Raw genomic sequence first — 25,423 nt, 5'->3', positions numbered from 1 at the left:
CCCCCTACCGGGGGCAACACCAGCGGCCCGGCAAAGCCGGTTCCGCGGTGTTCTCGAAAAAGAGGAAGAAGCCCCGTCAATGCCGGAAGTGACGCACGCCCGACAGCACCATGACCACGCCGCGCTCGTCGGCCGCGTCGATCACCTCCTGATCGCGCATCGAGCCGCCCGGCTGGATCACGCAGCTCGCGCCCGCATCGACCACCACGTCGAGGCCGTCGCGGAACGGGAAGAAGGCATCGCTCGCCACCGCCGTGTCCTTCAGCGACAGGCCCGCATGCTCGGCCTTGATGCTCGCGATGCGCGCCGAATCGAGGCGGCTCATCTGGCCCGCGCCGACGCCCATCGTCATGCCGTCGGCACAGAACACGATCGCGTTGCTCTTCACGAACTTCGCGACCTTCCAGGCGAACAGCAGGTCCTGCAGTTGCTGCGGCGTGGGCTGCTTCTTGCTGACCACCTTGAGATCGCTGGCGGCGAGCTCATGGTTGTCGGCGGTCTGCATGAGCAGGCCCGAGCCGACGCGCTTCACGTCCATGAGGTTACGGCCGTTCTCCCAGTCGGTCTTGCCGCCCGGCGGCAGCGCGATTTCGAGCACGCGCACATTGAGCTTGGCCTTGGTGGCCTGGAACACCTCGAGCGCCTCGGGCGTGTAGCCCGGCGCCATCAGCACCTCGACGAACTGCTTGTTGACGGCCTGCGCGGTTTCGAGGTCGACCGGGCGGTTGAAGGCGATGATGCCGCCGAAGGCCGAGGTCGGGTCGGTCTTGAAGGCCTTGGCGTAGGCCTCGTTGGCATCCTTGCCCACGGCCACGCCGCAGGGATTGGCGTGCTTCACGATCACGCAGGCCGGCACGTCGAAGCTCTTCACGCATTCCCATGCGGCATCCGCATCGGCGATGTTGTTGTAGCTGAGTTCCTTGCCCTGCAACTGCTTCGCGGACACGAGCGAACCGGGCGCCGGATACAGGTCGCGGTAGAACGCGGCCTGCTGGTGCGGGTTCTCGCCATAGCGCAGGTCCTGCACCTTCACGAAACGGCCGTTGCTCTGCGCGGGGAACAGCGAGCGCGTCGGCGCGGGCTGGCCGATGCTGGCGTCGAAGTCGATGGCCGAGAGGTAGTCGCTGATCGCGCCGTCGTAGTCGGCGATGCGGTTGAACGCGGCCACCGAGAACGCGAACTTGGTCTTGTCGCTGAGCTTGCCGCTGGCCTTGAGCTCGGCGAGCGCGACGGGGTACTGCGACGCGTCGGTCAAGACGCCCACGTCCTTCCAGTTCTTGGCCGCGCTGCGCACCATGGCCGGGCCGCCGATGTCGATGTTCTCGATCGCGTCTTCAAGCGTGCAACCGGCCTTGGCCACGGTCGATTCGAAGGGATAGAGATTGACGACGAGCAGGTCGATGGTGTCGATGCCGTGCGCCTTGATCGCCGCCACGTGCGCCGGCAGGTCGCGCCGCGCGAGCAGGCCGCCGTGGATCTTGGGGTGCAGCGTCTTCACGCGACCGTCGAGCATTTCGGGAAAGCCGGTGTGGTCGGCGACTTCGGTCACCGGCAGGCCGGCATCGGCCAAGAGCTTGGCGGTGCCGCCGGTGGACAGCAGCTTGATGCCCAGCGCATGCAGCGCCTGGGCGAATTCGAGGATGCCGGTCTTGTCGGAAACGGAGATGAGTGCAGTCTGGGCCATGGAGGTATGCCGTGGTTATTTCAAAAGTTTGTGCTCGACCAGCTTCTTGCGAAGGGTGTTGCGATTCAGGCCCAACCATTGCGCGGCTTTGGATTGATTGCCTTCCGCGCGCGTCATCACGACGTCGAGCAAAGGTTTTTCGACCACGCGCACGAGCATCTCGTACATGCCGTCGGGTTCGGTGCCGCGCAGATCGCGAAAGTAGCTGTCCAGACTGGTGCGCACGCAGTCCTCGATGTGTTTCTTGCTCATTGCTTCTTCTCTTCTTCTCAATCGACGGCGCAAGCCGCCTCCTCTTCACCGGACAGTTCTTCGGCCGCCTGGTGTGCGGGCATGCGGTCCATCCGGTCCGCCAACCCGTCGAAATAGTCGCCGACCGCGCGCAGTTGCTCGGCACAGTCCTCGATGGTGTTCATCCGGCCGCGAAACGCTTCGCCGTCGGGGAGTGTGCGCACATACCAACCGATGTGCTTGCGCGCCGTGCGCACGCCGCTGAACTCGCCGTAGAGCGCGTAGTGCTCCACCAGGTGATCGAGCAGCAGGCGGCGAACCTCGACCACCAGCGGCGGTGCAAGGTAGGTGCCGGTGGCCAGGAAATGGGAGATCTCGCGAAAGATCCAGGGCCGGCCCTGCGCCGCGCGGCCGATCATCACCGCGTCGGCGCCCGTGGCCGCAAGCACGTCGCGTGCCTTTTCGGGCGAACGGATGTCGCCGTTGGCCACCACCGGCACGCGCACCGCGGCCTTCACGGCGGCGATGGTGTCGTACTCGGCGTCGCCCTTGTAACCTTGCTCGCGCGTGCGGCCATGCACGGTGAGCATCTGCACGCCGGCCGATTCGAAATCGCGTGCGAGCTTCACCGCGTTGCGGTTGTCTTCGCTCCAGCCGGTACGCATCTTGAGCGTGACCGGCACGTTGTACGGCTGCGCCGCATCGACCACCGCCTGCACGATCTCCCGCGCCAGCGGCTCGTCGCGCATCAGCGCCGAACCGGCCCACTTGTTGCAGACCTTCTTGGCCGGGCAACCCATGTTGATGTCGATGATCTGCGCGCCGCGCTCGATGTTGTAGACCGTGGCCTCGGCCATCATGGCCGCGTCGGTGCCGGCAATCTGCACCGCAATGGGGCCCGGCTCGCCGTCGTGGTTCGCGCGGCGCGATGTCTTGAGCGTGCCCCAGAGTTCCTTGCGCGAGGTGACCATCTCGCTGACCGCATAGCCGGCACCGAGTTCGCGGCACAGCATGCGGAAGGGCCGGTCCGTCACGCCGGCCATGGGCGCAACGAACAGGCGGTTTTCCAGCGTGTGGGTGCCGATCTGCAAAGTCATTTGGAAGGAAGCGGTGCGCGTTCGGCTGCTGAAAAATGAGGCACGATTGTAGCCACCTGCGATTTCAGCGACTGAAACGATTTGCGCCTTCGCTACAGGCGTAAACACCAGCGCTTCGCGGGGCTTTCTCCCACGCCGTTGCGACGTGAGCGCTGCCTATACTTCGCCGACCTTATGGAAGCCTGGCTCAACGCTCTTCTGGCGCTACTGGCGCTCCCGCAGTACGGACTCTCGACGCTGTTCATCGCAGCCTTCGTGTCGGCGACGCTGTTGCCGGTTGGCTCCGAACCCATCCTGTTCGGCCTGCTCAGGCTCAATCCCGACATGTTCTGGCCGGCCATCGCGGTGGCAACGGTCGGCAACACGCTGGGCGGTGCGGTCGACTGGTGGATGGGCTACGGCGCACACAAGGTGGCTGACAAATATTCGCACTCGAAACACCATCTGCGCGTGCTCGGCTGGCTCGAACGGCTCGGGCCGAAAGCCTGCCTGCTGAGCTGGCTGCCGGTCGTGGGCGATCCGCTGTGCGCGGTGGCCGGTTGGCTCAAGCTGCCGTTCTGGCCATGCCTGGGCTACATGGCCATCGGGAAATTTCTGCGCTATGTCTGCATGACGGTCGCGCTGCTCTACGTATTTCCGTCTCCCTGACGCCGGAGCGTCAGCTCAGCAAACCGTAGGGACCGCCGCGCTCCAGTGCGCGCTTGTAGGCCGGGCGCGCATGAATGCGTTCGAGATACGCCATGAGCTTCGGCCGCTTCGCATCGAGACCGCCGCGCGCCTGCGAGGCTTCGACCGGAAAACTCATCTGGATGTCGGCGCCCGTGAACTCATTGCCGGCGAACCACTCGCTCCGGCCGAGTTCGGCCTCCATGAAATTCAGGTGGCCCGTGATGTTCGGATGGATGAAGGCCGACTTCGCCTTGCTTGCGATGGCCTTGGCGATCGGCTTCGCGAAGAAGGGCATCTTGCTCGTCTCGATCCGGTCGAACACCAGCTTGAGCAGAAGCGGCGACATCGCCGTGCCTTCGGCAAAGTGCAGCCAGTAGCGGTAGCGCAGCGCCTCGGGCGTGCCGGCCGCGGGCGCGAGGCGGCCGTTGCCATAGCGTTCGATGACCGTCTCGATGATCGCGCCCGATTCCGCGAGTGTGAGGCCGTCGTCGGTCGTCACTACGGGCGACTTGCCGAGCGGATGCACGGCCCGCAGCGAAGCGGGCGCCAACATGGTCTGGGGGTCGCGCTGGTAGTGAACGATCTCGTACGGCAGTTCGAGTTCTTCGAGCAGCCAGAGCACGCGCTGCGAACGCGAATTGTTGAGATGGTGGACGGTGAGCATGGTGGCGGGCCTTGTGAAGAATTCGGGCGCGCGCAGTCTACCGAACAACACACCAAGCCCCCGAACACCTCTTTTCGCGAAACACCGAGGAACCGGCTTCGCCGGGCCTCTGGTGTTGCCCCCGGTAGGGGGAAGGCGAAGCGACACGAAGTGCGCGCAGCCTGGGGGCGAGCTTTACTACGAGCTGAAGAGGAAGTTCATCACGTCGCCATCCTTGACGACGTATTCCTTGCCTTCCGACCGCATCTTCCCGGCATCCTTCGCACCCTGCTCGCCCTTGTAGGCGATGTAGTCGTCGAAGGCGATGGTCTGGGCGCGGATGTAGCCCTTTTCGAAGTCGCCGTGGATCACGCCGGCCGCTTGCGGGCCGGTGTCGCCGATGTGGATGGTCCAGGCGCGCACTTCCTTCACGCCGGCGGTGAAGTAGGTCTGCAGGCCCAGCAGCTTGAAGGCTGCGCGGATCAGGCGGTTGAGGCCCGGTTCGTCCTGGCCGATTTCGGCGAGGAACATCTTCTTGTCCTCGTCGTCCATTTCGGCGAGGTCGGCTTCGATCTTGGCGCAGATGGCGACCACGGGCGCGCCCTGCTTCGCCGCATAGTCGCGCAGGCGGTCGAGGTACGGGTTGTTCTCGAAACCGTCCTCGGCCACGTTGCCCACGAACATCGCAGGCTTGGCGGTGATCAGCGTGAACGACTTGACCAGCGGCAGCTCTTCCTTCGTGAACGAAAGCGCGCGCACCGGCGTGTTCTCGTTCAGCGCGGCCTGGCAGCGTTCGAGCAGGCCGACCAGCTTCTGCGCATCCTTGTCGCCCGAGCGCGCCACCTTGGTGTGGCGGTGCAGCGCCTTCTCGACCGTGGCCAGGTCGGCCAGGCAGAGTTCGGTCTGGATCACTTCGATGTCGGAGATCGGGTCGACCTTGCCGGCCACGTGGATCACGTTGTCGTCGTCGAAGCAGCGCACCACGTTCACGGTGGCGTCGGTTTCGCGGATGTGCGCGAGGAACTTGTTGCCCAGGCCTTCGCCCGTGCTGGCACCGGCCACCAGGCCGGCGATGTCGACGAACTCGACGATGGCGGGCACCACGCGCTCGGGCTTCACGATCTCGCTCAATGCGCCAAGCCGCGGATCGGGCACTTCCACCACGCCCACATTGGGCTCGATGGTGCAGAACGGATAGTTCTCCGCTGCGATGCCGGCCTTGGTCAACGCATTGAAAAGGGTGGATTTACCGACGTTGGGCAGGCCGACGATGCCGCATTGCAAACTCATGGGAGGTCCTCTTGGGTAACCGGTCATTTTAGGCGAGCATGGTTTCATGCCCTCCCGGCAGCTCTCGGCCTCTTTTTTTACCGCCAGAATGCTCAGGGTTAAACCCGATTAGCAAACGTTTGCGCAAACGTTTTCGTTGGTTAATATCGGAGCCCCCGGCAGAGACCGGCGTACCGCTCAACCACCTCAGGAGACACACCATGAAGTTCACCCGCCGCACCCTGCAAAGCGCCGCCGCGCTCACGTTGCTGGGCGCCCTCGCCGCCACGCCCGCCCTCGCCCAGGACAAGCCCAAGGTCGCGCTGGTCATGAAGTCGCTGGCCAACGAATTCTTCCGCACCATGGAAGACGGCGCCAAGGCGCACCAGAAGGCCAACGCCTCGCAGTACACGCTGGTGGCCAACGGCATCAAGGACGAAACCGACACCGCCGCCCAGATCAAGATGGTCGAGCAGATGGTGGCGCAGAAGATCAACGCGCTGGTCATCGCGCCGGCCGATTCGAAGGCGCTGGTGCCCGTCATCAAGGCCGCCATCGACAAGGGCATCCTGGTCGTCAACATCGACAACCAGCTCGACGCCGCCGCGCTGAAGGAAAAGGGCATCCAGGTGCCCTTCGTCGGCCCCGACAACCGCGCCGGCGCCAAGCTGGTGGGCGACGAACTCGCCAAGAGCCTGAAGGCCGGCGACAAGGTCGGCATCATCGAAGGCGTTTCGACCACCTTCAATGCGCAGCAGCGCACCCTCGGCTACCAGGACGCCATGAAGGCCGCCGGCGTGACGGTGGTCGGCGTGCAGTCCGGCCAGTGGGAAATCGACAAGGGCAACACGGTGGCCGCTGGCATGATGCGCGAGCACCCCGACCTCAAGGCCCTGCTCGCCGGCAACGACAGCATGGCGCTCGGCGCGGTGGCTGCCGTCAAGGCCGCGGGCAAGACAGGCAAGGTGATGGTGGTGGGCTACGACAACATCGGCGCCATCAAGCCGATGCTGAAGGACGGCCGCGTGCTGGCCACCGCCGACCAGTTCGCCGCCAAGCAGGCCGTGTTCGGCATCGAGACCGCACTCAAGGCGCTGGCCGAGAAGAAGCCGCAGTCGTCCATGCCCGCCGAAGTGAAGACCGACGTGGTGCTGGTCACCAAGACATCGAAGTAAATGTTGCTCGCCCCCAGGCTTCGCGCACTTCGTGTCGCTTCGCCAACCCCCACTGGGGGCAACACCAACGGCCCGGCAAAGCCGGTTCCGTGGTGTTTCTGGAATGAGGTTGCCATCGATGGCTGACAACAATCGCAGCGCGCCGGTGCTCTCCCTGAGTGCGCTCGGCAAGGACTATGCGGCGCCGGTGCTGGACGACGTCTCGATCGCGCTGAACGCCGGCGAGGTGCTGGCCCTCACGGGCGAGAACGGCGCCGGCAAGAGCACGCTCTCGAAGATCGTCTGCGGCCTGGTGCAGCCCACGCGCGGCCAGATGCTGCTGGACGGCAAGGCCTTCCAGCCCCACTCGCGCCGCGATGCCGAACGCCTGGGCGTGCGCATGGTGATGCAGGAGCTGGGGCTGGTCACCACGCTGTCGGTGGCCGAGAACCTGTTGCTCGACCGGCTGCCCAACCAGACCGGCTGGATCCGCAGAGGCAAGCTGCATGAGCTGGCCGCGCGGCAGCTCGCCAAGATCGGCATGGAAAACATCGACCCGGCCACGCCCGTGGCGCGGCTGGGCATCGGCCAGCAGCAGATGGTCGAGATCGCGCGCAACCTGCAGGACGACACGCGGGTGCTGGTGCTCGACGAGCCCACCGCGATGCTGACGCCGCGCGAAACCTCGCACCTCTTCGAGCAGATCGAACTGCTGAAGGCGCGCGGCGTGGCCATCGTCTACGTATCGCACCGCCTCGAGGAACTGCAGCGCATCGCCGACCGCGTGGCGGTGCTGCGCGACGGCCGGCTGGTGGACGTGCGCGCCATGGCCGGCGTGCGCGAATCCGAACTGGTGCAGCGCATGGTGGGCCGCGCCGTGCACGAGCACGAAGGCCGCGACCGCCGCGTCGCCGGACCGGTGCTGCTGAGCGCACGCGGCATCGGGCGGGCGCAGATGGTGCGCGATGTCGACCTCGACCTGCACGCGGGCGAGATCATGGGCCTCGCCGGCCTGGTCGGCTCGGGCCGGACCGAGCTGGTGCGGCTGCTGTTCGGCGCCGACCGCGCGGACCGCGGCGAAATCTCCCTCTACGACGGCAAGGCCGGCGCGCAGCCCGTGCAACGCGCCCGCAAAGGCTGGCGCTCGCCGATGCAGGCCATCCGCGCGGGCATCGGGCTGGTCACCGAAGACCGCAAGTCGCAGGGCCTGTTGCTGACACAGCCGATCCGCGTCAACGCCACGCTGAGCGACCTGGGCGCGATCTCGCACGCCGGCTGGCTGCAGCGCGCCAGGGAGCGCAGCATTGCGCGGCGCCTGGTGGAGCTGCTGCGCATCCGCTCGCGCAGCATCGAGCAGCCCGTTGCCACGCTGAGCGGCGGCAACCAGCAGAAGGTGGTGTTCGCGCGCTGGCTGCACCGCGAATGCAAGGTGCTGCTGCTCGACGAACCCACTCGGGGCGTGGACGTCGGCGCGCGCGCCGACCTCTATGCCGAACTCGACCGCATGACCGATGCGGGCAAGGCGCTCCTGATGGTGTCGAGCGACCTGCGCGAACTGATGGCCATGTGCGACCGCATCGGCGTGATGAGCGCAGGCCGGCTGGTCGCGGTGTTCGAACGCGGCCAATGGAGCGAGCAATCGCTGCTGGCCGCCGCATTCAGCGACGCGACAGGACGCGCCGCCACGCCGGCAACGGCGACCTCCCCCCTTTCCGATTCGAACCCGGCCCGAACGGCCAACGCCGAGACACCATGAACGCAGCCGTCCCGACATCCAACCCGCGCTCCTCTGCACTGAAGGGCCAGCTGGGCACCTACCTCGGCCTCACCATCGTGCTCGTGGGCATGGTCGCGCTCTTCGGCGCGCTGAGCGAATACTTCCTGACGCGCGAGACCTTCATCTCGATCGCCAACGAAATCCCCGCGCTCGCCGTGATGGCGGTCGGCATGACCTTCGTGCTGATCATCGCGGGCATCGATCTCTCCGTGGGCTCGGTGCTGGCGCTCAGCGCGGCCGTGACCGCTGCCGCCATCCTCGAATGGAAGCTCTCGGTGCCCCTGGCGGCCGCGCTCGGCCTTGCCACCGGGCTGGTGTGCGGCACGGTGACGGGCGCGGTGTCGGTCGCATGGCGGCTGCCGAGCTTCATCGTTTCGCTGGGCATGCTCGAAGCGGTGCGCGGCGGCGCCTACCTGGTCACCGATTCGCGCACGCAGTACGTGGGCGACGCCATCTCGGGCCTCGCCGCGCCATGGATCGGCGGCATCTCCGCCGCCTTCGTGCTGGCGGTGGTGCTGGTCGTCGTGGGACAGCTGGTGCTCACGCGCACGGTCTTCGGCCGCCACGTCGTGGGCATCGGCACGAACGAAGAAGCGATGCGCCTCGCGGGCATCGATCCGCGGCCGATCCGCATCATCGTGTTCGCCGCCACCGGCCTGCTGGCCGGGCTCGCGGGCCTGATGCAGTCGGCGCGCCTCGAAGCGGCCGACCCGAATGCGGGCGTCGGCATCGAACTGCAGGTGATTGCGGCGGTCGTCATCGGCGGCACCAGCCTCATGGGCGGACGCGGCTCGGTGGTCAACACCTTCTTCGGCGTGCTGATCATCGCGGTGCTCGAGGCCGGGCTCGCGCAGGTGGGCGCCAGCGAGCCGAGCAAACGCATCATCACCGGCGCGGTGATCGTGGTTGCGGTGATCATCGACACGCTGCGCCAGCGCCGTGCGGATCGTCGCCTGGCCTGAAGACGCAGAGACAAAAAGGAGCACACACCCATGGCCACCATCAAGGACGTCGCACTGCGCGCGGGGGTTTCGGTGACCACCGTCTCGCACGTGGTCAACGACACGCGCCACGTGAGCGCCAAGGGGCGCGAGCGCGTCGAGCTGGCCATCCGCGAGCTCGGCTACGTGCCCAACGCGATGGCGCGCAGCCTCAAGAGCAACACCACCTCGACGCTCGGGATGCTGATTCCGAACAGCTCGAACCCCTACTTCGCCGAGATCGTGCGCATCGTGGAAGACCGCTGCTTCGGCGCCGGCTACACGCTGGTGCTGTGCAACACCGACGACGAGCCCCATCGCCAGAGCGTCTACCTGCAGGTGCTGGCCGAACGCCGCATCGACGGGCTGATCGTGGTGTCGACCGGCGCGGGCGACGACGACTCGCTCGTGACCCAGCTGCACGGCCTGCGCATTCCGACCGTGCTGGTCGACCGCGAAATCGCCGACCCGGCCTGCGACCTGGTGGAAACGGCTCACATGCAGGGTGGCCTGCTCGCCGTGCGGCACCTGCTGTCGCTCGGCCACAAGCGCATCGCCTGCATCGGCGGGCCGGTCGGCGTGATGCCGAGCGAGCAGCGCATCGAAGGCTGGCGCATGGCGCTGGCCGAAGCCGGCGCCACACCCGATATCGCGAAGGCCGACACGCTGCTGTGGCGCGGCGGCTTCACGAGCCAGGGCGGCTACGAGGCGATGCACGCCATCCTGCGCACCGAGCAGGCGCCCTCGGCCGTGTTCGTCTGCAACGACCTGATGGCCATCGGCGCATTGCGCGCCGCGCATGAAAGCGGCGTGCGCGTGCCGGACGATCTCTCGATCGTCGGCTTCGACGACATCGAACTCTCTGCCTACACCAGCCCGGCGCTCACCACCGTGGCGCAGCCCAAGGAACGCATCGGCGCGCTGGCGGTCGACATGCTGCTGGAGCGCGTGGGCGGCAAGCGGCGCGATGCGCGCAAGGTGGTGCTGCAGCCCGAGCTGCGCGTGCGCGCCTCGACCGCGCGCCATGCGAGCTTCCGCGAAGCCACCGCCCCCTCTTCGCCCGCGCCCGCATCCGAGGCGCTGCCAACGGAAAACCGAAAGTCCCGCACCCCGTGAGTCCGAAGCCTTCTTCCAGCCGCCCCCAGCCGCCGCGCATCGTGGTGCTCGGCAGCCTCAACATGGACCTGGTGCTGCGCGTCCCCCATGCACCGGCCGCAGGCGAAACCCTGCTCGGCCATTCGATCGCCAACATTCCCGGTGGCAAGGGCGCCAACCAGGCCGTGAGCTGCGCTCGCGAAGGCGGGCAGGTCCGCATGATCGGCTGCGTGGGCCACGATGCCCATGGCCAGGCACTGCGCGAATCCCTGGAGCGCGACGGCATCGACACCGCGGCGCTGCGCACGGTCGATGCCGAGCCCACCGGCACGGCGCTGATCCTGGTGGAAGACAGCGGCCAGAACCGCATCGTGATGATTCCCGGCGCCAATGCGCAGGTCGAGATCGACGAGGCGGCACTGCGGCAGCAGCTGCAAGGCGCGGCCTTTTTCGTGACGCAGTTCGAGACGCCGATGGAACAGGTCGCACGCGCCATCTCGGTGGCGCACGAGGCGGGCTGCAAGGTGCTGCTCAACCCCTCGCCGGTGCAGGCCATCGCCGAGCCGCTCTGGCCGCGGATCGACACGCTGGTCGTCAACGAGATCGAGGCGAAGACGCTGTGCGGCCAGTCGGCCGACAGCCCGCAGGAAGCCGCGCACGCCGGCCACGCCCTGCGTGCCAAGGGCATCGCGCGGGTGGTCGTGACGCTCGGCGCACGCGGCGCCGTGGCCATCGATGCCGACGGTGCGCGCCATCATCCCGCGCCGAAGGTGCAGGCGGTCGACACCACCGCCGCGGGCGACACCTTCCTCGGCGCACTCGCCGTGGCGCTGGGCGAAGGCCAGTCCTTCGACGACGCCGTGCGCCTGGGCATCCGCGCCGCCGCGCTGTGCATCCAGCAGCCCGGTGCCCAGCCTTCCATTCCGCAGCGCGAGGCCGTGCTGCAGAGCCCCTTGCCACCCGACTGGATCACGCTGTGAAACGCTCCCCCCTGCTGCATGCCGAACTCTCGCAAGTGATTGCCGCGCTGGGGCATGGCGACATGGTGGTCATCGGAGATGCGGGGCTGCCGATTCCCGATGGCCCCAGGCGCATCGACCTCGCGCTCACGCCCGGCATTCCGCGCGTCGCGGACGTGCTGAAAGCCGTGCTGTCCGAGATGCAAGTGGAGCGTGCGCTGCTGGCGCGCGAGGCGGTGAAACAACTGCCCGCCGGAACGCTGCCCGCATGGTGCGAGGGCCAGTTGGCCGTCGTACCGGAGACGATCTCGCACGAAGAACTCAAGCGCCTGAGCGCAAAGGCCAAGGCCGTGATTCGCACCGGCGAATGCACGCCCTACGCCAACATCCTCCTGTACGCGGGCGTGACCTTCTGAGTTACTCGAACCGGTAGTTCGCGCCCACCGCCTGCCCCACCTTGAGCAGGTGCTCCACGCCCTGCACCACGATGCAGTTCATGCCGAAGGTGATGCTGCCATCAACGCGTGCGTCTGCACGGTAGGTGCGCAGCACGTCGCCGACCTCGGGGCTGCTGATGGCGGTGGCCGGGTCGATGTCCGGGATCGGGCAGCGCGTGCAGGGCTTGACCGGCTTGAGTTCGGCCTCGCCTTCGCCGGTAGTGACGTGCAGCGCGTCGACGCGGTCTTCGTCATGCGCCTCGATGCCGCCCAACACGATGTTGGGCCGGAAGCGCTCGATGCCGACCGCATCGTGGCCCGCCGCCGCGAGCCGCTCGTTGAGTTCGGCCAGCGAACCTTCGCTCGCGACGAGCAGCGGATAACCGTCGGCGAACTGGTTCAGCGCCTCGACGCCATCGGTCCACTGGAGGCTCGACAGCCGCTTGTGCTCGGGGTCGAAGCGCACCAGCCGCAGGGTCTGCGGCCGGCCGGGCTCGGAGAGGAAATCGCTGAACCACTGGGCGGCGATGTCGCCCATGTCGTAGGCGGCCACTTCGTCTTTCCACACCCGCACGCGCACCGGCTTTTCCACCCGGTCGAAGGCGAGGTGCAATGCCAGCATGCCGGGCGCGCGCAGCACCACTTCCATGTGCTTCATCTGCGGTTTGATGAGCGCCATGCGCGGCAGCTGGCGCTGGGTGACGAATTCGCCCTGGGCATCGACCACCATCCAGGCGCGGTCGAACTCGAGGCCGGTTTCGGTCAGCAGCATTTCGGTCAGCTCGACACCGACACACGACTTGACGGGGTAGACGAACAGGCGTGCGATGGTGGCTTCGAGGTCGAAAACGGGCTGCGACACGGTAGGGGTTCCTTGGAAATCGACCGCGATTGTCCCGCATCGGGGCTGGGGAAGGCCTTGGCGTTCCGAGGGGAAAGGCGTTAAAACTGCGCGCTACGCCCTCCTCAAGAGAAAGCATCCGCATGGCCGACGAACTGAAAGAACAGCAGATTCCCATGTCCGGGCAGGTCCTGATGCCCACCGGCCTCGCGGCGCTGGTGAGGATCCCGGTTCCCGGCACCAACCTGTGCATCGAGCTGGACCCGCGGGGGTGGGTGCCCAAGGGCGGCTCGACCTCCACGCTGTTCTTCCAGGACATCAAAGGCAAGAAGCACCTGCGGCTGGACTATGGCTTCAACGTCAAGACCAACTCGGTGAACTACCACTGGAACGCCAACAACAACACCGGCCATTTCGGCTTCGGCGATCACCAGGTCGCGGGACCCGCGGGCAAGTACGTCTATCAGGCAGCCAAGTACTTCAAGTGGGGCGGACGCATCATCGGCATCGTGGGCGTCACGCTCGATGCGGTCTCCATCGTGCAGGCAGACCGGCCGATGCGCCGGGCCACCGAGGTGGTGTCGGCCTGGGCGCTGGCGCGGGTCGGGTGCCTGGCCGTCGGCGAATACGGCGCGGGCCTGGGCACGGCGGGCGGCCCCTACGGCATCGCGGCGGGCGGCATCGGCGGCTGCCTGATCGGCGGCGTCGCGGGCTACTGGGCCGGCGAGAAGGCCGCGCAGGCCGCCTTCATCGTCTACGACTGGGCGGACGAGACGGTCTTCACGCCCCTGATGCGCGCGGCCGAGTTCGAGGTCAACGCCTTCGTGAACGAACTGGGAACGCCACGATGGTAGGCCGCATCGGGCTGCACACCGTTCGCGCCAGCCTGCCGCCGGCCCTGGAGCTCGGGCAGCTCGGCGCAGGCCAGTCGATGCTGCTCGTGCAGATCGACGATGCGGACGATCATGCGCTCGATGCCCTGCACCTCGCCATTGCCGAGGCCTTCGCGGCGCTGGGCCGCGTCACCTTTCTGGAGGATGTCGACCGGCCCACGCTCGGCATGCTGTGGCGCAAGCTGTGGAGCCCGGGGCACCGAAGCGACGCAGCCGCGTGGACGCCCGAGGAAGAAGGCACTCGGCATCGCCGCATCGCCCTGCGCAGCGCGTTCGGCGCGGCGGGCGCCGTCGGCACGGCGCCGGTGGAGCTGGGCCTGACGTCGACCGTCAGGCCCGAGGTTGCGGTGCGGCTGTTCGAGTTTTCGGGATGGTTCCAGGGCGCGCAACTGGTGCTGCTTTCGAAGTCGGCGGCACCCGGCGTCGACGACCGCTTCATCTGCGGACTGGCGGCGGAGAAGAACTGGTCGGTGCTGGACGCGCTGCCGGCCGAAGACCGGATCTCGGCCGCGGCGTTTCCCGGCGTGGACGGCGCCCTGATGGGCGTCATCGCGCTCTCGGGCACCGATCCGCAAAGCATCACCGACGCATTGACGGAACGCTTCGCCGCGCACGGCCTGCCCTGGCAGGTGCATTCGCCGGCCGAAACGCTGTCGCGCTACGGCCACGCGCTGGCGCAAGGCGCCTGACGGACCGCCTCCCGCCGGACGGGGGCGCGGGAACGGGCCCGCAACGCAACTCCTACAATCGTCCGATGGCCCTCCCCCCAGAAGTTTGCATTCGCGGCGCCGGCATCGTCGGCCGCACGCTGGCCCTGCTGCTCGCGCGCGAGCGTGTGCGCGTCGCGCTGGTGGTGCCACCGGCCACGCAGGGCAAGCAGGACATCCGCGCCTACGCGCTCAATACCGCCTCCAGGACCCTGCTCGAATCGCTGCGCGCCTGGCCCGACGCGGCCCACGCCACGGCCGTGCGCGAGATGCTCGTGCATGGCGACGAAGGCGGCCGCGTGCAATTCAGCGCCGCGAGGCAGAAGGTCGATGCGCTGGCCTGGATCGTCGATGTGCCGGCGCTCGAGCAGCAGCTGGCCGATGCGGTCCGTTTCCAGCCCCTGATCGAGGTCGTGACTGCGCCCGTGCCCGCACCGCTCACGGTGGTGTGCGAAGGCAAGGCCAGCACCACGCGCGAATCGCTCGGCGTGAGCTACGAAGTGACGCGCTATCCGCAGCATGCGATTGCGGCGCGGCTCGAGGCCGCGGAGTCGCATGACGGCATCGCGCGCCAATGGTTCGACGACAAGGGCGAAGTGCTCGCGCTGCTGCCGCTCGGCGGCACGCACGGCAAGACGGTTGCCCTGGTGTGGTCGGTCGACCAGTTGCGCGCGCCGGCCCTGCTCGCGCAGGGCGACGAAGAATTCAACGCCGCCGTGAGCGAAGCCAGCCATGGCGCGCTCGGTGCGCTCAAGCTCACGAGCGAGCGTGCGGCCTGGCCGCTCGCACGCGCCATGGCCGACCGCTGGACCGGCGCGATGCCCGGGCAGCCGAGCCAATCCTGGGCGCTGGCAGGCGATGCCGCCCACACGGTGCACCCGCTCGCGGGCCAGGGCCTGAATCTCGGGCTGGCCGATGCGGCCGCGCTGGCCGAGGTGATCAAGACCCGCGACTACTGGCGCAGCGTCGGCGATGCGCGCCTGCTGCGCCGCTACGAACGCGCCCGCCGCGCCGACGTGCTGCAGATGAGCCTCGCGACCGACGGACTGCAGCAACTGTTCTCGCACAACCTGGGCCCACTTCCTGCATTGCGCAACTGGGGCATGCGCGGCTTCGACCGCACGCGCCTCGTCAAGCACTGGATCACCGCGCAAGCCATGGGCTTGAAAGCATGACGCTACACACTCGAACGGATTTCCCGATGACTCTCGTACGCAACCTTCTTCTCGCCGCCTGCACGCTGGGCGCAGTCGTCGCCGCCACGGCCGGCGAAGCCGAGATCCGCAAGAACCTTCCGGCACGCATTCCGCAGTTCCCGGCCATCGACGAAGTCACGAAGTCGCCCGTGCCGGGCCTCTACGAAGTGCGCGTCAATGGCGCGCAGATCTTCTATACCGACGAGCAGGGCAACTACCTGATCCAGGGCAGCCTGATCGACGTGAAGTCCCGCAAGAACCTCACCGAGGAACGCGTGGAGAAGCTCAGCGAAGTCGCCTTCGACAAGCTGCCCCTGCCGGACGCGATCAAGATCGTGCGCGGCAACGGCAAGCGCAAGCTGGCGGTGTTCGAAGACCCGAACTGCGGCTACTGCAAGCGCTTCGAGAAGGACATGAAGACGATCGACAACGTCACCGTCTACCTGTTCCTCTACCCGGTGCTCGGCGCCGATTCGACCGCGAAGTCGCGCGACATCTGGTGCAGCAAGGACAAGGGCAAGGCCTGGAGCGACTGGATGGAAACCAGCGCCAAGCCCGCCACCGCCGCAGGCAGCTGCGACGTGGCAGCCCTGCAGCGCAACGTCGAGTTCGGCCGCAAGTACAACATCACCGGCACGCCCACGCTGATCTTCAGCAACGGCACCCGCACGCCGGGCGCCATCCCCGCGGAGCAGGTCGAGAAGCAACTCGCCGCCGCCGCCAGCTGATGGCCACGAAAGCCGTTGCCCGGCGCGCCGCTGCCGCGCCCGTTGCAGGCGTGCGTTACCGCGTCGAATGCGCGGACCTGCATGCGCACCTCTTCGCCGTCACGCTGACCATCGACGCACCCGCCGCAGAGCAGCGCGTGACGCTGCCGGTGTGGATTCCGGGCAGCTACCTCGTGCGCGAGTTCGCCAAGAACCTGCAGGGCCTGCGCGCCACGCAGGGACGCCGCAAGCCTGTGCTGACACAGGTCGACAAATGCAGCTGGCTGGTCGATTGCACGCCGGGCCAGCCGCTGGTGCTGCAGTACCAGGTCTGCGCGTACGACAACTCGGTGCGCACGGCCTGGCTCGACGCCGAGCGTGGCTTCTTCAACGGCACCAGCCTGTGCCTGCGGGTCGAAGGACAGACCGATGCGCCGCATGCGCTCGAGATCGTCGCGCCCGCATCGACGGCCGACGGCATCAGCTGGTCGTGCGCCACCGCCCTCGTGCCTTCGAAGACCGACAAGCACGGCTTCGGCAGCTACCAGGCGTCCGGCTACGACGAACTGGCCGACAGCCCGGTCGAGATGGGTGCCTTCTGGAGTGCCGAGTTCGAAGCCTGCGGCGTGCCGCACCGCTTCGTGATCGCAGGCGCCGCAGCCTCGTTCGACGGCGACCGGCTGATCGCCGACACCCAGGCGATCTGCGAAGCAGAGATGCGCTTCTGGCACGGCGACAAGGTGGGCAAGCGCGGCGGACCGAAGCCGCCGATCGATCGCTACGTCTTCATGCTCAATGCGGTCGACGACGGCTACGGCGGGCTCGAACACCGGCATTCCACCGCGCTGATCTGCAACCGCCGCGACCTGCCGCAGCGCGGCGAAAAGAAAAAGCAACCCGATGGCTACACCACGCTGCTGGGCCTGATCAGCCACGAGTACTTCCACACCTGGAACGTCAAGCGGATGCGCCCGGCGGAGTTTGCCCACTACGACTACAGCCGCGAGAACTACACGCAGCTGCTGTGGTTCTTCGAGGGCTTCACGAGCTATTTCGACGACCTGCTGCTGCGCCGCGCGGGCCGCATCGACGATGCGGCCTACCTGCGCCTGCTCAACAAGACCATCAACCAGGTGATGCAGACGCCGGGGCGCCTCGTGCAGCCGGTGGCCGATGCGAGCTTCGACGCCTGGGTCAAGTACTACCGCCAGGACGAGCAGACGCCCAACAGCACGGTGAGCTACTACACCAAGGGTGCGCTGGTGGCGCTGTGCTTCGACCTCACGCTGCGCCACGAAGGCAAGGGCTCGCTCGACGACGTGATGCGCCACCTGTGGACGCACAGCAGCGGCGGGCCGATCAGCGAAGCCGATGTGGCTGCTGCGCTCGAAGCCGTGGGCGGCCGCTCGTACGCACTGGAACTCGCGCGCTGGGTGCATTCGACCGAGGAGCTTCCGCTGGCGCAGCTGCTGCGCGCGCACGGCGTGGCCACGCTCGAAGACCCGTCGCAGCTGGCCCAGGTACTGGGCCTGCGCGTGGCCGAGGCCAACGGCAGCGTGCAGGTCAAGGTGGTGCTGCGCGGCGGTGCGGCCGAGAAGGCCGGTTTCTCCGCCCACGACGAGTGGATCGGCATCGAGCTGCCGACCGGTGGCAAGAAGGGGCAGCAGCGACCCGCGCAAGCCTGGCGCATCGCCAAGCTCGACGACCTGGCGCTGTACCTCGGCGACGCGACCAAGTGCACGGCCATCGTCGCGCGCGACCGCAAGCTGCTGAGGCTGCCGCTGGTGCTGCCCACCGGAGTGACCACCTGGCGCCTGTTCACGCACGACGCCGCGAAGCTGACGGGCTGGCTGGCCGGCTAGGGACTACCTCGCGGTTTCTGTCGCAGCGGGGGTTCGCACGAACAGCATCGGCTGCGGCTCGCCCACCAGCACGCAAGGCTTGCCCGTACGCCGGCAGTGGTCCTGCACGCGCCAGTAGGCGCCGTGGCTCACGCAGCCGGTCTGGCAGATCACGAGGTCGGCCGCGCGCAGGCCCGCTTCGAGTGCAAGGTCGTCGGTATCGTCGCCACCGTCGTGGTGCAGGTAGCGCCCGCCGGCGATTTCGACCAGCTGGCGTGCCAGCGATGGCGCCTCTTCTTCGCGGCCGACGCACAGCACGGCCTTTTCGCGCAGATCGGCCGGCGCCGGCCCTGCCGGAATGGCATGGCGCCGGCTGCCGGGCGCCAGCAGCGCATGAAGGCGCTTCGGCAACGTGCCGCCGACGGCCGCACGGGCCGCCAGCTCTTCCCGGACGATCGCAATCGCCGAATCGCGCGCCACCAGCGCGCCGCGCAGGCGCACGATCTGCGCCTCGAGCCGCTCGACGAGCGCTGCCTGCTCGACCAGCAGGCGCGAGCAGCGCTCCTGCGCCCGGGCATACGCCCGCAGCAACACGGCATGTTCTTGCATCGGGAACTCCATGGCAGCCATTCTAGATGAGAATAATTCTCAACTGAAGCGACACACGCGTCAGCGGACAGGAGGTCCTGCTCGGTATAGTGGGATGAGCATATTTTTCCCACCCCACCCGGAGACAGAGACACCATGCGCTACGAAAACATCGAAGTGCGGACCGAAGCAGGCAAGGTCGGCATCGTCACCCTCAACCGCCCCAAGGCCCTCAATGCGCTCAACGACGCGCTGATGACCGAACTGGGCGCCGCGCTCAAGGCCTTCGACGCCGACGACGCCATCGGCTGCATCATCCTCACCGGCAGCGAGCGCGCGTTCGCCGCCGGTGCCGACATCGCCGCGATGGCCAAGTACAGCTTCATCGACACCTACAAGGGCGACTACATCACGCGCAACTGGGAAACCATCCGCTCGATCCGCAAGCCTGTGATCGCGGCGGTGAGCGGCTTTGCGCTGGGCGGCGGCTGCGAGCTCGCGATGATGTGCGACTTCATCATCGCGGCCGACAACGCCAAGTTCGGCCAGCCCGAAATCAAGATCGGCGTGATCCCCGGCGCCGGCGGCACGCAGCGCCTGCCGCGCGCGGTGGGCAAGAGCAAGGCGATGGACATGGCGCTCACCGCCCGCATGATGGATGCGGCCGAGGCCGAGCGCGCGGGCCTCGTGAGCCGCGTGGTGCCTTTTGAAAAGCTGGCCGACGAAGCGCTCGGCGCGGCACTCGTCATCGCGGGCTACTCGCAGATCGCGGTGATGGCGGCCAAGGAGTCGGTCAACCGCGCCTTCGAGAGCGGCCTGAGCGACGGCGTGATGTTCGAGCGCCGGCTGTTCCACGCGCTGTTCGCCACGGCCGACCAGAAGGAAGGCATGGACGCCTTCCTCAACAAGCGCCAGCCGGATTTCAAGAACGCCTGACGGCGTTGGGGCTGCGGCGCGCGCTGCTAGCGCGTCAGCAGGGCCCGCAGTGCGGCGAGCGTCTGTGCCGGCGGCGTGCCGACCGATGCGCCGCCGCCGAGCTGCGGCGTCCAGCGCACCTGATCCCCCGCGATCTCGAGCACGGCGATCAATGTGCTGCCCTGGTAGAGCGACAGGCGCGCCTCGACCGGCGCAGCCAGTTGCGCGTCGGCCGCCGTGGCCGAGCGGGCCACCGCGTTCACCAGCGCGGCCAGCCCTTCGATGTCGCCGCGCGCGTGGCGCACGCCCCCGCCGTCGCGCGTGACGTCGAAGGACGTCCAGCGGTCCAGCGCCGAGAACGACGACGCGCCGGCCGGCGCTCTTGCGGCCTTGGCGGCGGCGCGTGGCGGCGGTGCATCGCGCAGGGCGCCGGAGGCTTCGACATTCGTGCTGCTGCCCCCCCGTGCAACGGACGCGGACGCGCTGTCCGTCGACTCCCGGCGCGGAGGTGCCGCGCCCGGTGCCGCGGGTGCGGCAGGCGCAGCCGCGAGCGAGGGCGGCGTTCTGTCGGGCTCGTCGATGGACGGAGGCGCCGCCGATGGCGCAGGAGCGGCGGCATAGCCACTGCTGCGTCTCTCCAACGCTCTTTCATCCTGCGCGCCTTCATTTTTTTGGCGCGCGCGTGCAGCTTGCTCGGCGATGCCCGGCGCGACCGTCGCAGGTGCGGGCAGGGGCACCGGCGCTTGCGCGGCAGCCGGCGCGGGAGGCGGCAACGGCGGCGACTCCGGAGGGGTCCGGTTGATCTCGGGCGCAGGGGTGGCCTGTTTGCGGGCCGGTGCCGGCACCGGCCGGCGGACTGCATCCGTCGTGCTGCGGTCCTGCGCTTCCTTGGCCGAATCGCGCGCCGGTGCTGCAGGCGCTTCAGCCACCGGCGCTGCCGGTGCCTGCTGCGCAACGATCGCGGGGCTGGGCGCCTGCGGCGCCGGCTCTGCCGAAGGCGGCGTGGGAGCGGCAGCAGGTGCCGGCGCTACCGCGCCGCCGACCCTCGCCTCGCCATCGAGCCTTGCATCGGGAATCGGCTCGCGGTGCCAGAGCACGGCCACGAAGGTGGCCACGAGCACGGTGGCGAAGGCCGCATTCCAGGGCATGCGGGCACGCGTGCCGCCGCCTCCGAACAGTCGGCGCCACCATGGCGCGGCATCCGCATTGTTCGCGGCGGAAGCCGGCGTTGGCGCAGGCGCGAGGTTGTGCGCCATCTTCCGGATCGCGTCGCGCGTGCGCGGGTCGGGTGCCGCATCGCGATCGGGCGCATGGTCGAGCGCGCGGCGCAGCACCGGATCGCGAAGGTCGTCGTCGCCACTGAAATCGACGGTGTTGTCGTTGCCGTTGCTCATGCGCGCTGCTCCAGCACCGACAAATAGCGCTCCATGCAACCGCGCAGCTTCTGCTGGCCGTAGCGCAGGCGGCTGCGCACCGTCTCGAAACCGATCTCCAGGCTCGCCGCCAGGGCCTCGACGGTCAGGCCGTCTTCGTGGTGCAGCAGGAACGCAGCACGCTGCTCGGCCGGCAATTCGTCGAGGCAGGCCAGCAGGCGGCGGCCGGCGGCGCGCCAGAACGCGAGCTCCTCGGCGGAGGGATGGGAAGCGGCATCGACAGCACCGCGCACGCCGCGGTCGAGCGTGGGCACGGCATCGCCGTCGTCGTCCGGATGGGCGTCGAGCGCCACCTCGCGCCCGCTCACGCGCAGCCGGTCCATCGCCAGGTTGTGCGCAATCGTGAAAGCCCAGGTGCGCCAGGTGGCGCCCTGCGGCGAAAAACTGTCGCGCGCCGAGATGATCCGCACCCAGGTGTCCTGGAACACCTCGTCGGCCTGGGCCGCGAGCCGTGCGCCCAGCAAGCGCCGGACGAAGCGGAACAGCCCGCCTTCGTGGCGCGCATAGAGCACATCGAACGCGGCGGCGTCACCGTGCGCGTAGGCCAGCATCAACTGATCGTCGGGCATGGCGTCGCGCTCGGTGGCGGCTTTGGCGGAAGGGGCGCGTGGAAGCGCGGACATCGGCGGATTTTCACCTGAGCTTGTACGGGCGGCGGACGGCATCGGGGTTCGCCTCCACAAAAAAGTCACGCGGGCTAACCCCGCGGCTGCGGGCCGGCCGTATCAGCCTGCATCCAACAACCCGGAGTCTTTCCATGGCCCTGCCCCTCGTTCCCCGTTTTCGCCGCCCGCTGGTCGTGCTGCTGTGCGCCCAGTTTCTGCTGACCGCCTGCGGCGCCACCGAGCCCCCGGCCGTTGGCGTCAGCACCGCGCGCTGGCCCAGGCCCGCCTTGCAGGTGACGCAGACCGAGCCGAACTTCCAGGCGCCGTCCGCCACGCATTGCGCACGGCCGGTGCAGACCCACGAGACGCCGGGCACCAGGAACACCGCCCAGCTGGAAAGGCGCAGGCTCGCCGACGCGTCGGCGGGCGCGAGTCTCGACGCCCCGCCGGCGGGTGCGCTGCGCAAGCCTTCGTCGCCCGCCGCAGCCAGTGCGAAGGCCTACGGCTCGACTGCCGGCGAACTGGCGGCGACCTTGCCGTCCGTCGCGGAGGCGCCGCCTCCCGCGGCGGTCGCAGTGCCGGCCCCACCTGCGCCCCCTGCGAGCAACAAGTCGCCGAGCCAGGTCCCACGCCCGGCCAACGAGCCCGTCACCGCTGGCATGGTCGACGACAACGCCGACTTCAACGAATACCTGAACTTCCGCAGCCGCACCCAGGTGGCCCACCGCGAACGCGACATCGGCATGCGCTATCTGCTCCAGGTGCGCGATGCGCGCGGCGCGGTGGTGCCCGATGCCGAAGTGGCGGTGCAGGCACCGAACGGCGCCGCCATGTGGGCCCGCACCGACGCCGGCGGGCGCGCCTGGCTGCATCCGAACGCCTTCGACGCTTCGCGCAGCCGGATGTACGAAGTCACGGTCCGCAAGAACGGCCGGCAGAGCACCGCCTTTCTGCAGCGCGGCCAGAAGAACGCGGTCGACGTGGTGCTCGACAGGCCGGGCGCTGCGCCTGCACGCGCCCAGCTCGACCTGGTCTTCCTGATCGACGCCACCGGCTCGATGGACGACGAGATCGCCAAGCTCAAGGGCACGCTGCGCACCATCGCCGACGAAGTGGCACGGCTGCCGAGCCGCCCCGACACCTGCTTCGGCCTGGTGGCATACCGCGACCGCACCGACGACTTCATCGTTCGCCGCCACGATTTCACCAACGATCTCGGCGCCTTCCAGGGCGTGCTCGATGCGCTGCAGGCCGCGGGCGGCGGCGACTACCCCGAGGCGATGAACGAGGCGCTGAACGAGACAGTCCACAAGCTGAGCTGGCGCGGCACCGGCACCACCCGCCTCGTGGTGCTGCTGGCCGACGCCCCGCCGCACCTCGACTATGGCGGCCCGCAGTACGACGACGACATGGTCGCGGCGCTGGGCAAGGGCATCAAGGTGTTCAGCGTGGGCGCCTCGGGGCTCGACAAGCAGGGCGAATACATCCAGCGCCAGATCGCCCAGTACACCGGCGGGCGCTTCGTGTTCCTGACCTACAAGGAGGGCGCGAACCCCGCGAGCGGGCCGGGTTCGCAGACGCTGCACGACGTCGGCAACTACTCGGTCCAGACGCTGGATCGGCTGATCGTTCGGCTGGTGTCGGAAGAATTGGGCAAGTTGCCGGCGGGTGGTTGAACTGGTCCCGCGGACTGGGCTATAATTTTGGGCTCGGCGCAAAACGCTGAAACGGCTCTTTAGCTCAGTCGGTTAGAGCGATGGAATCATAATCCACAGGTCCGCGGTTCGAGTCCGTGAAGAGCCACCAGTCAATAAAAGCCTTGTAAGTCAACGACTTACAAGGCTTTTTGTTTTTCCGGGGGCGCCGAGGCCCGCGCCAGCCCTCAGTCCCAGGTCCGGTTGTTCCCCCGCTGGAACTGCCGCCGGTACGCCGAAGGCGTGGCCCCCACGATCTGCCCGAAGCGGCGCGCGAACTGCGTCGGCTCGCCAAAGCCGGTGCTCTCACCGATCTCCGCCGCCGAGGCGCCGGTGAAAACCAGCAACGTCTTCGCGCGCTCGATCCGGCGTTCGGTCACCAGTTCCAGAAAGGTCTTGCCCGTTTCGCTCTTCAGCAGGTGGGCCAGGTGCGTCGCCGACACATGGCTCGCCAGCGCCGCATCGCCCAGGGTCAGTTCCTGCGCAAGGTTACGGCTGATGTAGCGGATGCAGCGCAACACGGCCGGCCGGTACGACTGCAGTGCCAGCCCCCGGGCCTCGCAGTTGCGGAACTCCTCGCCGTAGCGCCGCCACACCATGCCGATCAGGTGAAGCAGGTGGCTGCGAATCAACAGGTGGCTCGCCGTGTCTTCGTCCGGCGGCCGCTGTGCTTCCTGCGCCATGCGTTCGCACAGGTCCTGCAGTTGTTGTGTCGCGCTTTCGTCGAAGCGAAAGTCCAGGCAATGCTGGAAGCGGAATGGCGCGAGCTCGGGCGCGCGCGAGAGCGGCACTTCCGACAACTCGAAAACATCGAGGTCCAGCGATGGCAGCAAATAGTCCTTGCTGATGTTGATCACGTGGAACACGCCGTCGGCCGCGTTCGGGATGTAGTGCACCAGGAACGGCAGCACGAAGCTCACCGTGCCGGCGCCGATGGCACGCTGGCTGCCGCCGATGTAGTGCGTGGTCTCGCCCCGGGTGTTGACGTAGATCTGGAAATACTCGTGGCGGTGCGGCACCGGGTTCGGCAGGCAATTGCTCTGGTCGTGGATCCCGAAATAGGCACGCTGCGCCCGCGCCGCCATCGTGTAGTTGCTGATGGCTGCACGCGCCGCACCGGCGCGGGGCGGCGTGAATTCGATAGAAGAAGGCGTGGGTTGCATGGAAGAGCCGGTCGCAAGATCGCAAGGATTGCATATCTTTGCGCAAGCCTGCGCGTTGAGGCCGGGGGGCCGCGTTCCTAGACTCTAGCCACCCCTTTCCAAAACTTCCAGAGAGACAAACCCATGTCCCCCCAGCCGACGGCCGACCTCGCGACAGATACCCGTACCAGCACTCTGCAAGTCCAGCCCATCTCCATCGACATCGTGGGCAGCGACCAGCGCTTTCCGGTGCGCCGCGTCTACTGCGTGGGCCGCAACTACCTGGCCCACATCCGCGAGATGAAGGAAGGCGACGAGCGCGATCCGCCGTTCTTCTTCCAAAAGCCCTCCGACTCGGTGGTGACCGACGGCCGCGTGCCCTACCCCACGCTGACCGACGACTTCCAGTTCGAGTTCGAACTCGTCGTGGCCATCGGCAGCGATGCATCGAACGTGTCGCCCGAGACGGCGCTGGACCACGTGTTCGGCTACGCTGCGGGCCTGGACATGACGCGGCGCGACCGCCAGCGCGAATGCAACAAGCGCGGCCTGCCGTGGGAACAGGGCAAGTCGTTCGACCACTCGGCGCCCTGCGGCCCGATCCATCCCGTGGCGAAGGTCGGGCACATCCGTTCGGGAACGCTCAACCTCTCGGTGAACGGCGCGGTGCGGCAAGACTCGGTGCTCGAAAAGATGATCTGGAACGTCCACGAAATCGTCAGCGAGCTGTCCAAGCAATACCGCCTGCTGCCCGGCGACCTGATCTTCACCGGCACGCCGGAAGGCGTCGGCCCGGTACAGCGCGGCGACAAGCTCACCGGCCGCATCGACGGTCTCGCGCCCCTGCAGGTCGAAATCGTCTGAGC

The 25,423-nt window shown here is 67.9% G+C and carries 25 protein-coding genes and 1 tRNA gene; 16 read left to right on the top strand and 10 right to left on the bottom strand.

Features of this window, described 5'->3' with window-relative positions; genetic code table 11:
- Positions 1–76 precede the first annotated feature (76 nt).
- From purH to dusB, 3 genes are read right to left on the bottom strand one after another with little or no spacing between them, the layout of a single operon-like run.
- Positions 77–1,684 (bottom strand): bifunctional phosphoribosylaminoimidazolecarboxamide formyltransferase/IMP cyclohydrolase, encoded by a 1,608-nt coding sequence (purH, locus tag AC1DXX_RS17105; RefSeq protein WP_478135397.1) that lies wholly within the window; start codon positions 1,682–1,684, stop codon positions 77–79.
- 15 nt (positions 1,685–1,699) lie between these two features.
- Positions 1,700–1,936, bottom strand: a complete 237-nt coding sequence (locus tag AC1DXX_RS17100; RefSeq protein WP_007838304.1) for a Fis family transcriptional regulator — start codon at positions 1,934–1,936, stop codon at positions 1,700–1,702.
- A gap of 17 nt (positions 1,937–1,953) precedes the next feature.
- On the bottom strand, positions 1,954–3,012 hold the full coding sequence (gene dusB, locus AC1DXX_RS17095; protein WP_478135396.1) for a tRNA dihydrouridine synthase DusB: 1,059 nt from the start codon (positions 3,010–3,012) through the stop codon (positions 1,954–1,956).
- Between the two features lie 174 nt (positions 3,013–3,186).
- Here dusB and AC1DXX_RS17090 point away from each other — a divergent pair, with 174 nt between their 5' ends.
- Positions 3,187–3,660 carry a YqaA family protein gene (locus AC1DXX_RS17090; RefSeq protein WP_478135395.1) on the top strand — a complete coding sequence of 158 codons (474 nt, stop codon included), beginning with the start codon at positions 3,187–3,189 and terminating at the stop codon, positions 3,658–3,660.
- A 10-nt stretch (positions 3,661–3,670) separates the two neighbouring features.
- Here AC1DXX_RS17090 and AC1DXX_RS17085 read toward each other — a convergent pair whose 3' ends face one another.
- Both AC1DXX_RS17085 and ychF read right to left on the bottom strand, forming a co-directional pair.
- Positions 3,671–4,345, bottom strand: a complete 675-nt coding sequence (locus AC1DXX_RS17085) for a glutathione S-transferase (protein ID WP_478135394.1) — start codon at positions 4,343–4,345, stop codon at positions 3,671–3,673.
- Positions 4,346–4,522: 177 nt separating this feature from the next.
- Positions 4,523–5,614 carry a redox-regulated ATPase YchF gene (gene ychF / locus AC1DXX_RS17080; protein WP_478135393.1) on the bottom strand — a complete coding sequence of 364 codons (1,092 nt, stop codon included), beginning with the start codon at positions 5,612–5,614 and terminating at the stop codon, positions 4,523–4,525.
- 200 nt (positions 5,615–5,814) lie between these two features.
- Here ychF and AC1DXX_RS17075 point away from each other — a divergent pair, with 200 nt between their 5' ends.
- The 6 genes from AC1DXX_RS17075 to rbsD all read left to right on the top strand — a co-directional run bounded on the left by AC1DXX_RS17075 (position 5,815) and on the right by rbsD (position 11,974).
- On the top strand, positions 5,815–6,768 hold the full coding sequence (locus AC1DXX_RS17075; protein ID WP_478135392.1) for a substrate-binding domain-containing protein: 954 nt from the start codon (positions 5,815–5,817) through the stop codon (positions 6,766–6,768).
- A 118-nt stretch (positions 6,769–6,886) separates the two neighbouring features.
- Complete coding sequence (locus AC1DXX_RS17070) at positions 6,887–8,503, top strand: sugar ABC transporter ATP-binding protein (protein WP_478135391.1); 1,617 nt, start codon at positions 6,887–6,889, stop codon at positions 8,501–8,503.
- A complete protein-coding gene (locus AC1DXX_RS17065; RefSeq protein ID WP_478135390.1) occupies positions 8,500–9,486 on the top strand; it encodes an ABC transporter permease in 987 nt (328 codons plus the stop codon). The genes AC1DXX_RS17070 and AC1DXX_RS17065 overlap by 4 nt, the downstream gene beginning before the upstream one ends.
- A 30-nt stretch (positions 9,487–9,516) precedes the next feature.
- Entirely contained in the window at positions 9,517–10,620 is a 1,104-nt protein-coding gene (locus AC1DXX_RS17060; protein ID WP_478135389.1) for a LacI family DNA-binding transcriptional regulator, read from the top strand.
- Positions 10,617–11,579, top strand: a complete 963-nt coding sequence (gene rbsK, locus AC1DXX_RS17055; protein WP_478135388.1) for a ribokinase — start codon at positions 10,617–10,619, stop codon at positions 11,577–11,579. The genes AC1DXX_RS17060 and rbsK overlap by 4 nt, the downstream gene beginning before the upstream one ends.
- Entirely contained in the window at positions 11,576–11,974 is a 399-nt protein-coding gene (gene rbsD / locus AC1DXX_RS17050) for a D-ribose pyranase (RefSeq protein WP_478135387.1), read from the top strand. Before rbsK ends, rbsD begins: the two co-directional genes overlap by 4 nt.
- A gap of 1 nt (position 11,975) precedes the next feature.
- Here rbsD and AC1DXX_RS17045 read toward each other — a convergent pair whose 3' ends face one another.
- Entirely contained in the window at positions 11,976–12,857 is an 882-nt protein-coding gene (locus AC1DXX_RS17045) for an MOSC domain-containing protein (RefSeq protein ID WP_478135386.1), read from the bottom strand.
- Positions 12,858–12,979: 122 nt separating this feature from the next.
- Here AC1DXX_RS17045 and AC1DXX_RS17040 point away from each other — a divergent pair, with 122 nt between their 5' ends.
- The 5 genes from AC1DXX_RS17040 (at position 12,980) to AC1DXX_RS17020 (ending at position 18,201) form a co-directional block, all read left to right on the top strand.
- Complete coding sequence (locus AC1DXX_RS17040) at positions 12,980–13,690, top strand: hypothetical protein (RefSeq protein ID WP_478135385.1); 711 nt, start codon at positions 12,980–12,982, stop codon at positions 13,688–13,690.
- Positions 13,684–14,418: a hypothetical protein gene (locus AC1DXX_RS17035; RefSeq protein WP_478135384.1), complete on the top strand. Its 735-nt coding sequence runs from the start codon at positions 13,684–13,686 to the stop codon at positions 14,416–14,418. Before AC1DXX_RS17040 ends, AC1DXX_RS17035 begins: the two co-directional genes overlap by 7 nt.
- Before the next feature lie 65 nt (positions 14,419–14,483).
- Positions 14,484–15,611 (top strand): FAD-dependent monooxygenase, encoded by a 1,128-nt coding sequence (locus AC1DXX_RS17030; protein WP_478135383.1) that lies wholly within the window; start codon positions 14,484–14,486, stop codon positions 15,609–15,611.
- Positions 15,612–15,637: 26 nt separating this feature from the next.
- Positions 15,638–16,360, top strand: coding sequence for a DsbC family protein (locus AC1DXX_RS17025; protein WP_478135382.1), 723 nt, complete (start codon positions 15,638–15,640; stop codon positions 16,358–16,360).
- Positions 16,360–18,201 carry a M61 family metallopeptidase gene (locus AC1DXX_RS17020; RefSeq protein ID WP_478135381.1) on the top strand — a complete coding sequence of 614 codons (1,842 nt, stop codon included), beginning with the start codon at positions 16,360–16,362 and terminating at the stop codon, positions 18,199–18,201. Before AC1DXX_RS17025 ends, AC1DXX_RS17020 begins: the two co-directional genes overlap by 1 nt.
- A 3-nt stretch (positions 18,202–18,204) precedes the next feature.
- Here the strand turns inward: AC1DXX_RS17020 and AC1DXX_RS17015 are convergent, their stop codons facing one another.
- Complete coding sequence (locus tag AC1DXX_RS17015; RefSeq protein WP_478135380.1) at positions 18,205–18,789, bottom strand: DUF2325 domain-containing protein; 585 nt, start codon at positions 18,787–18,789, stop codon at positions 18,205–18,207.
- Positions 18,790–18,924: 135 nt separating this feature from the next.
- Between AC1DXX_RS17015 and AC1DXX_RS17010 the strand changes: the two genes are divergently transcribed.
- Positions 18,925–19,704, top strand: a complete 780-nt coding sequence (locus tag AC1DXX_RS17010; RefSeq protein ID WP_478135379.1) for an enoyl-CoA hydratase — start codon at positions 18,925–18,927, stop codon at positions 19,702–19,704.
- Positions 19,705–19,730: 26 nt separating this feature from the next.
- On the opposite strand, the gene AC1DXX_RS17005 is transcribed toward AC1DXX_RS17010, so the two are convergent.
- Both AC1DXX_RS17005 and AC1DXX_RS17000 read right to left on the bottom strand, forming a co-directional pair.
- Positions 19,731–21,077, bottom strand: a complete 1,347-nt coding sequence (locus AC1DXX_RS17005; RefSeq protein ID WP_478135378.1) for a hypothetical protein — start codon at positions 21,075–21,077, stop codon at positions 19,731–19,733.
- The gene (locus AC1DXX_RS17000; protein WP_478135377.1) at positions 21,074–21,739 is read right to left on the bottom strand and encodes a sigma-70 family RNA polymerase sigma factor; all 666 of its coding nucleotides are present in this window, start codon (positions 21,737–21,739) and stop codon (positions 21,074–21,076) included. The genes AC1DXX_RS17005 and AC1DXX_RS17000 overlap by 4 nt, the downstream gene beginning before the upstream one ends.
- A gap of 134 nt (positions 21,740–21,873) precedes the next feature.
- Here AC1DXX_RS17000 and AC1DXX_RS16995 point away from each other — a divergent pair, with 134 nt between their 5' ends.
- Both AC1DXX_RS16995 and AC1DXX_RS16990 read left to right on the top strand, forming a co-directional pair.
- Positions 21,874–23,397 carry a vWA domain-containing protein gene (locus AC1DXX_RS16995; RefSeq protein ID WP_478135376.1) on the top strand — a complete coding sequence of 508 codons (1,524 nt, stop codon included), beginning with the start codon at positions 21,874–21,876 and terminating at the stop codon, positions 23,395–23,397.
- Positions 23,398–23,450: 53 nt separating this feature from the next.
- Positions 23,451–23,527 (top strand) — tRNA-Met (locus AC1DXX_RS16990).
- 76 nt (positions 23,528–23,603) lie between these two features.
- Here the strand turns inward: AC1DXX_RS16990 and AC1DXX_RS16985 are convergent.
- Positions 23,604–24,578, bottom strand: coding sequence for a helix-turn-helix domain-containing protein (locus AC1DXX_RS16985; protein ID WP_478135375.1), 975 nt, complete (start codon positions 24,576–24,578; stop codon positions 23,604–23,606).
- Positions 24,579–24,701: 123 nt separating this feature from the next.
- On the opposite strand from AC1DXX_RS16985, the gene AC1DXX_RS16980 reads away from it, so the two are divergent.
- A complete protein-coding gene (locus AC1DXX_RS16980; protein WP_478135374.1) occupies positions 24,702–25,421 on the top strand; it encodes a fumarylacetoacetate hydrolase family protein in 720 nt (239 codons plus the stop codon).
- Positions 25,422–25,423 lie beyond the last annotated feature (2 nt).

This window comes from Variovorax sp. P4_B10, assembly GCF_056402375.1.
The sequence above is the reverse complement of the archived record's forward strand: the minus strand, read 5'-3'. Positions and strand labels throughout refer to the sequence as shown.

Bases quoted from the DNA above. Each gene is read 5' to 3' on its own strand.
- purH (WP_478135397.1), bottom strand. From the start codon at position 1,684: ATGGCCCAGACTGCACTCATCTCCGTTTCCGACAAGACCGGCATCCTC.
- AC1DXX_RS17100 (WP_007838304.1), bottom strand. From the start codon at position 1,936: ATGAGCAAGAAACACATCGAGGACTGCGTGCGCACCAGTCTGGACAGC.
- dusB (WP_478135396.1), bottom strand. From the start codon at position 3,012: ATGACTTTGCAGATCGGCACCCACACGCTGGAAAACCGCCTGTTCGTT.
- AC1DXX_RS17090 (WP_478135395.1), top strand. From the start codon at position 3,187: ATGGAAGCCTGGCTCAACGCTCTTCTGGCGCTACTGGCGCTCCCGCAG.
- AC1DXX_RS17085 (WP_478135394.1), bottom strand. From the start codon at position 4,345: ATGCTCACCGTCCACCATCTCAACAATTCGCGTTCGCAGCGCGTGCTC.
- ychF (WP_478135393.1), bottom strand. From the start codon at position 5,614: ATGAGTTTGCAATGCGGCATCGTCGGCCTGCCCAACGTCGGTAAATCC.
- AC1DXX_RS17075 (WP_478135392.1), top strand. From the start codon at position 5,815: ATGAAGTTCACCCGCCGCACCCTGCAAAGCGCCGCCGCGCTCACGTTG.
- AC1DXX_RS17070 (WP_478135391.1), top strand. From the start codon at position 6,887: ATGGCTGACAACAATCGCAGCGCGCCGGTGCTCTCCCTGAGTGCGCTC.
- AC1DXX_RS17065 (WP_478135390.1), top strand. From the start codon at position 8,500: ATGAACGCAGCCGTCCCGACATCCAACCCGCGCTCCTCTGCACTGAAG.
- AC1DXX_RS17060 (WP_478135389.1), top strand. From the start codon at position 9,517: ATGGCCACCATCAAGGACGTCGCACTGCGCGCGGGGGTTTCGGTGACC.
- AC1DXX_RS17040 (WP_478135385.1), top strand. From the start codon at position 12,980: ATGGCCGACGAACTGAAAGAACAGCAGATTCCCATGTCCGGGCAGGTC.
- AC1DXX_RS17035 (WP_478135384.1), top strand. From the start codon at position 13,684: ATGGTAGGCCGCATCGGGCTGCACACCGTTCGCGCCAGCCTGCCGCCG.
- AC1DXX_RS17030 (WP_478135383.1), top strand. From the start codon at position 14,484: ATGGCCCTCCCCCCAGAAGTTTGCATTCGCGGCGCCGGCATCGTCGGC.
- AC1DXX_RS17025 (WP_478135382.1), top strand. From the start codon at position 15,638: ATGACTCTCGTACGCAACCTTCTTCTCGCCGCCTGCACGCTGGGCGCA.
- AC1DXX_RS17020 (WP_478135381.1), top strand. From the start codon at position 16,360: ATGGCCACGAAAGCCGTTGCCCGGCGCGCCGCTGCCGCGCCCGTTGCA.
- AC1DXX_RS17015 (WP_478135380.1), bottom strand. From the start codon at position 18,789: ATGCAAGAACATGCCGTGTTGCTGCGGGCGTATGCCCGGGCGCAGGAG.
- AC1DXX_RS17010 (WP_478135379.1), top strand. From the start codon at position 18,925: ATGCGCTACGAAAACATCGAAGTGCGGACCGAAGCAGGCAAGGTCGGC.
- AC1DXX_RS17005 (WP_478135378.1), bottom strand. From the start codon at position 21,077: ATGAGCAACGGCAACGACAACACCGTCGATTTCAGTGGCGACGACGAC.
- AC1DXX_RS17000 (WP_478135377.1), bottom strand. From the start codon at position 21,739: ATGTCCGCGCTTCCACGCGCCCCTTCCGCCAAAGCCGCCACCGAGCGC.
- AC1DXX_RS16995 (WP_478135376.1), top strand. From the start codon at position 21,874: ATGGCCCTGCCCCTCGTTCCCCGTTTTCGCCGCCCGCTGGTCGTGCTG.
- AC1DXX_RS16985 (WP_478135375.1), bottom strand. From the start codon at position 24,578: ATGCAACCCACGCCTTCTTCTATCGAATTCACGCCGCCCCGCGCCGGT.
- AC1DXX_RS16980 (WP_478135374.1), top strand. From the start codon at position 24,702: ATGTCCCCCCAGCCGACGGCCGACCTCGCGACAGATACCCGTACCAGC.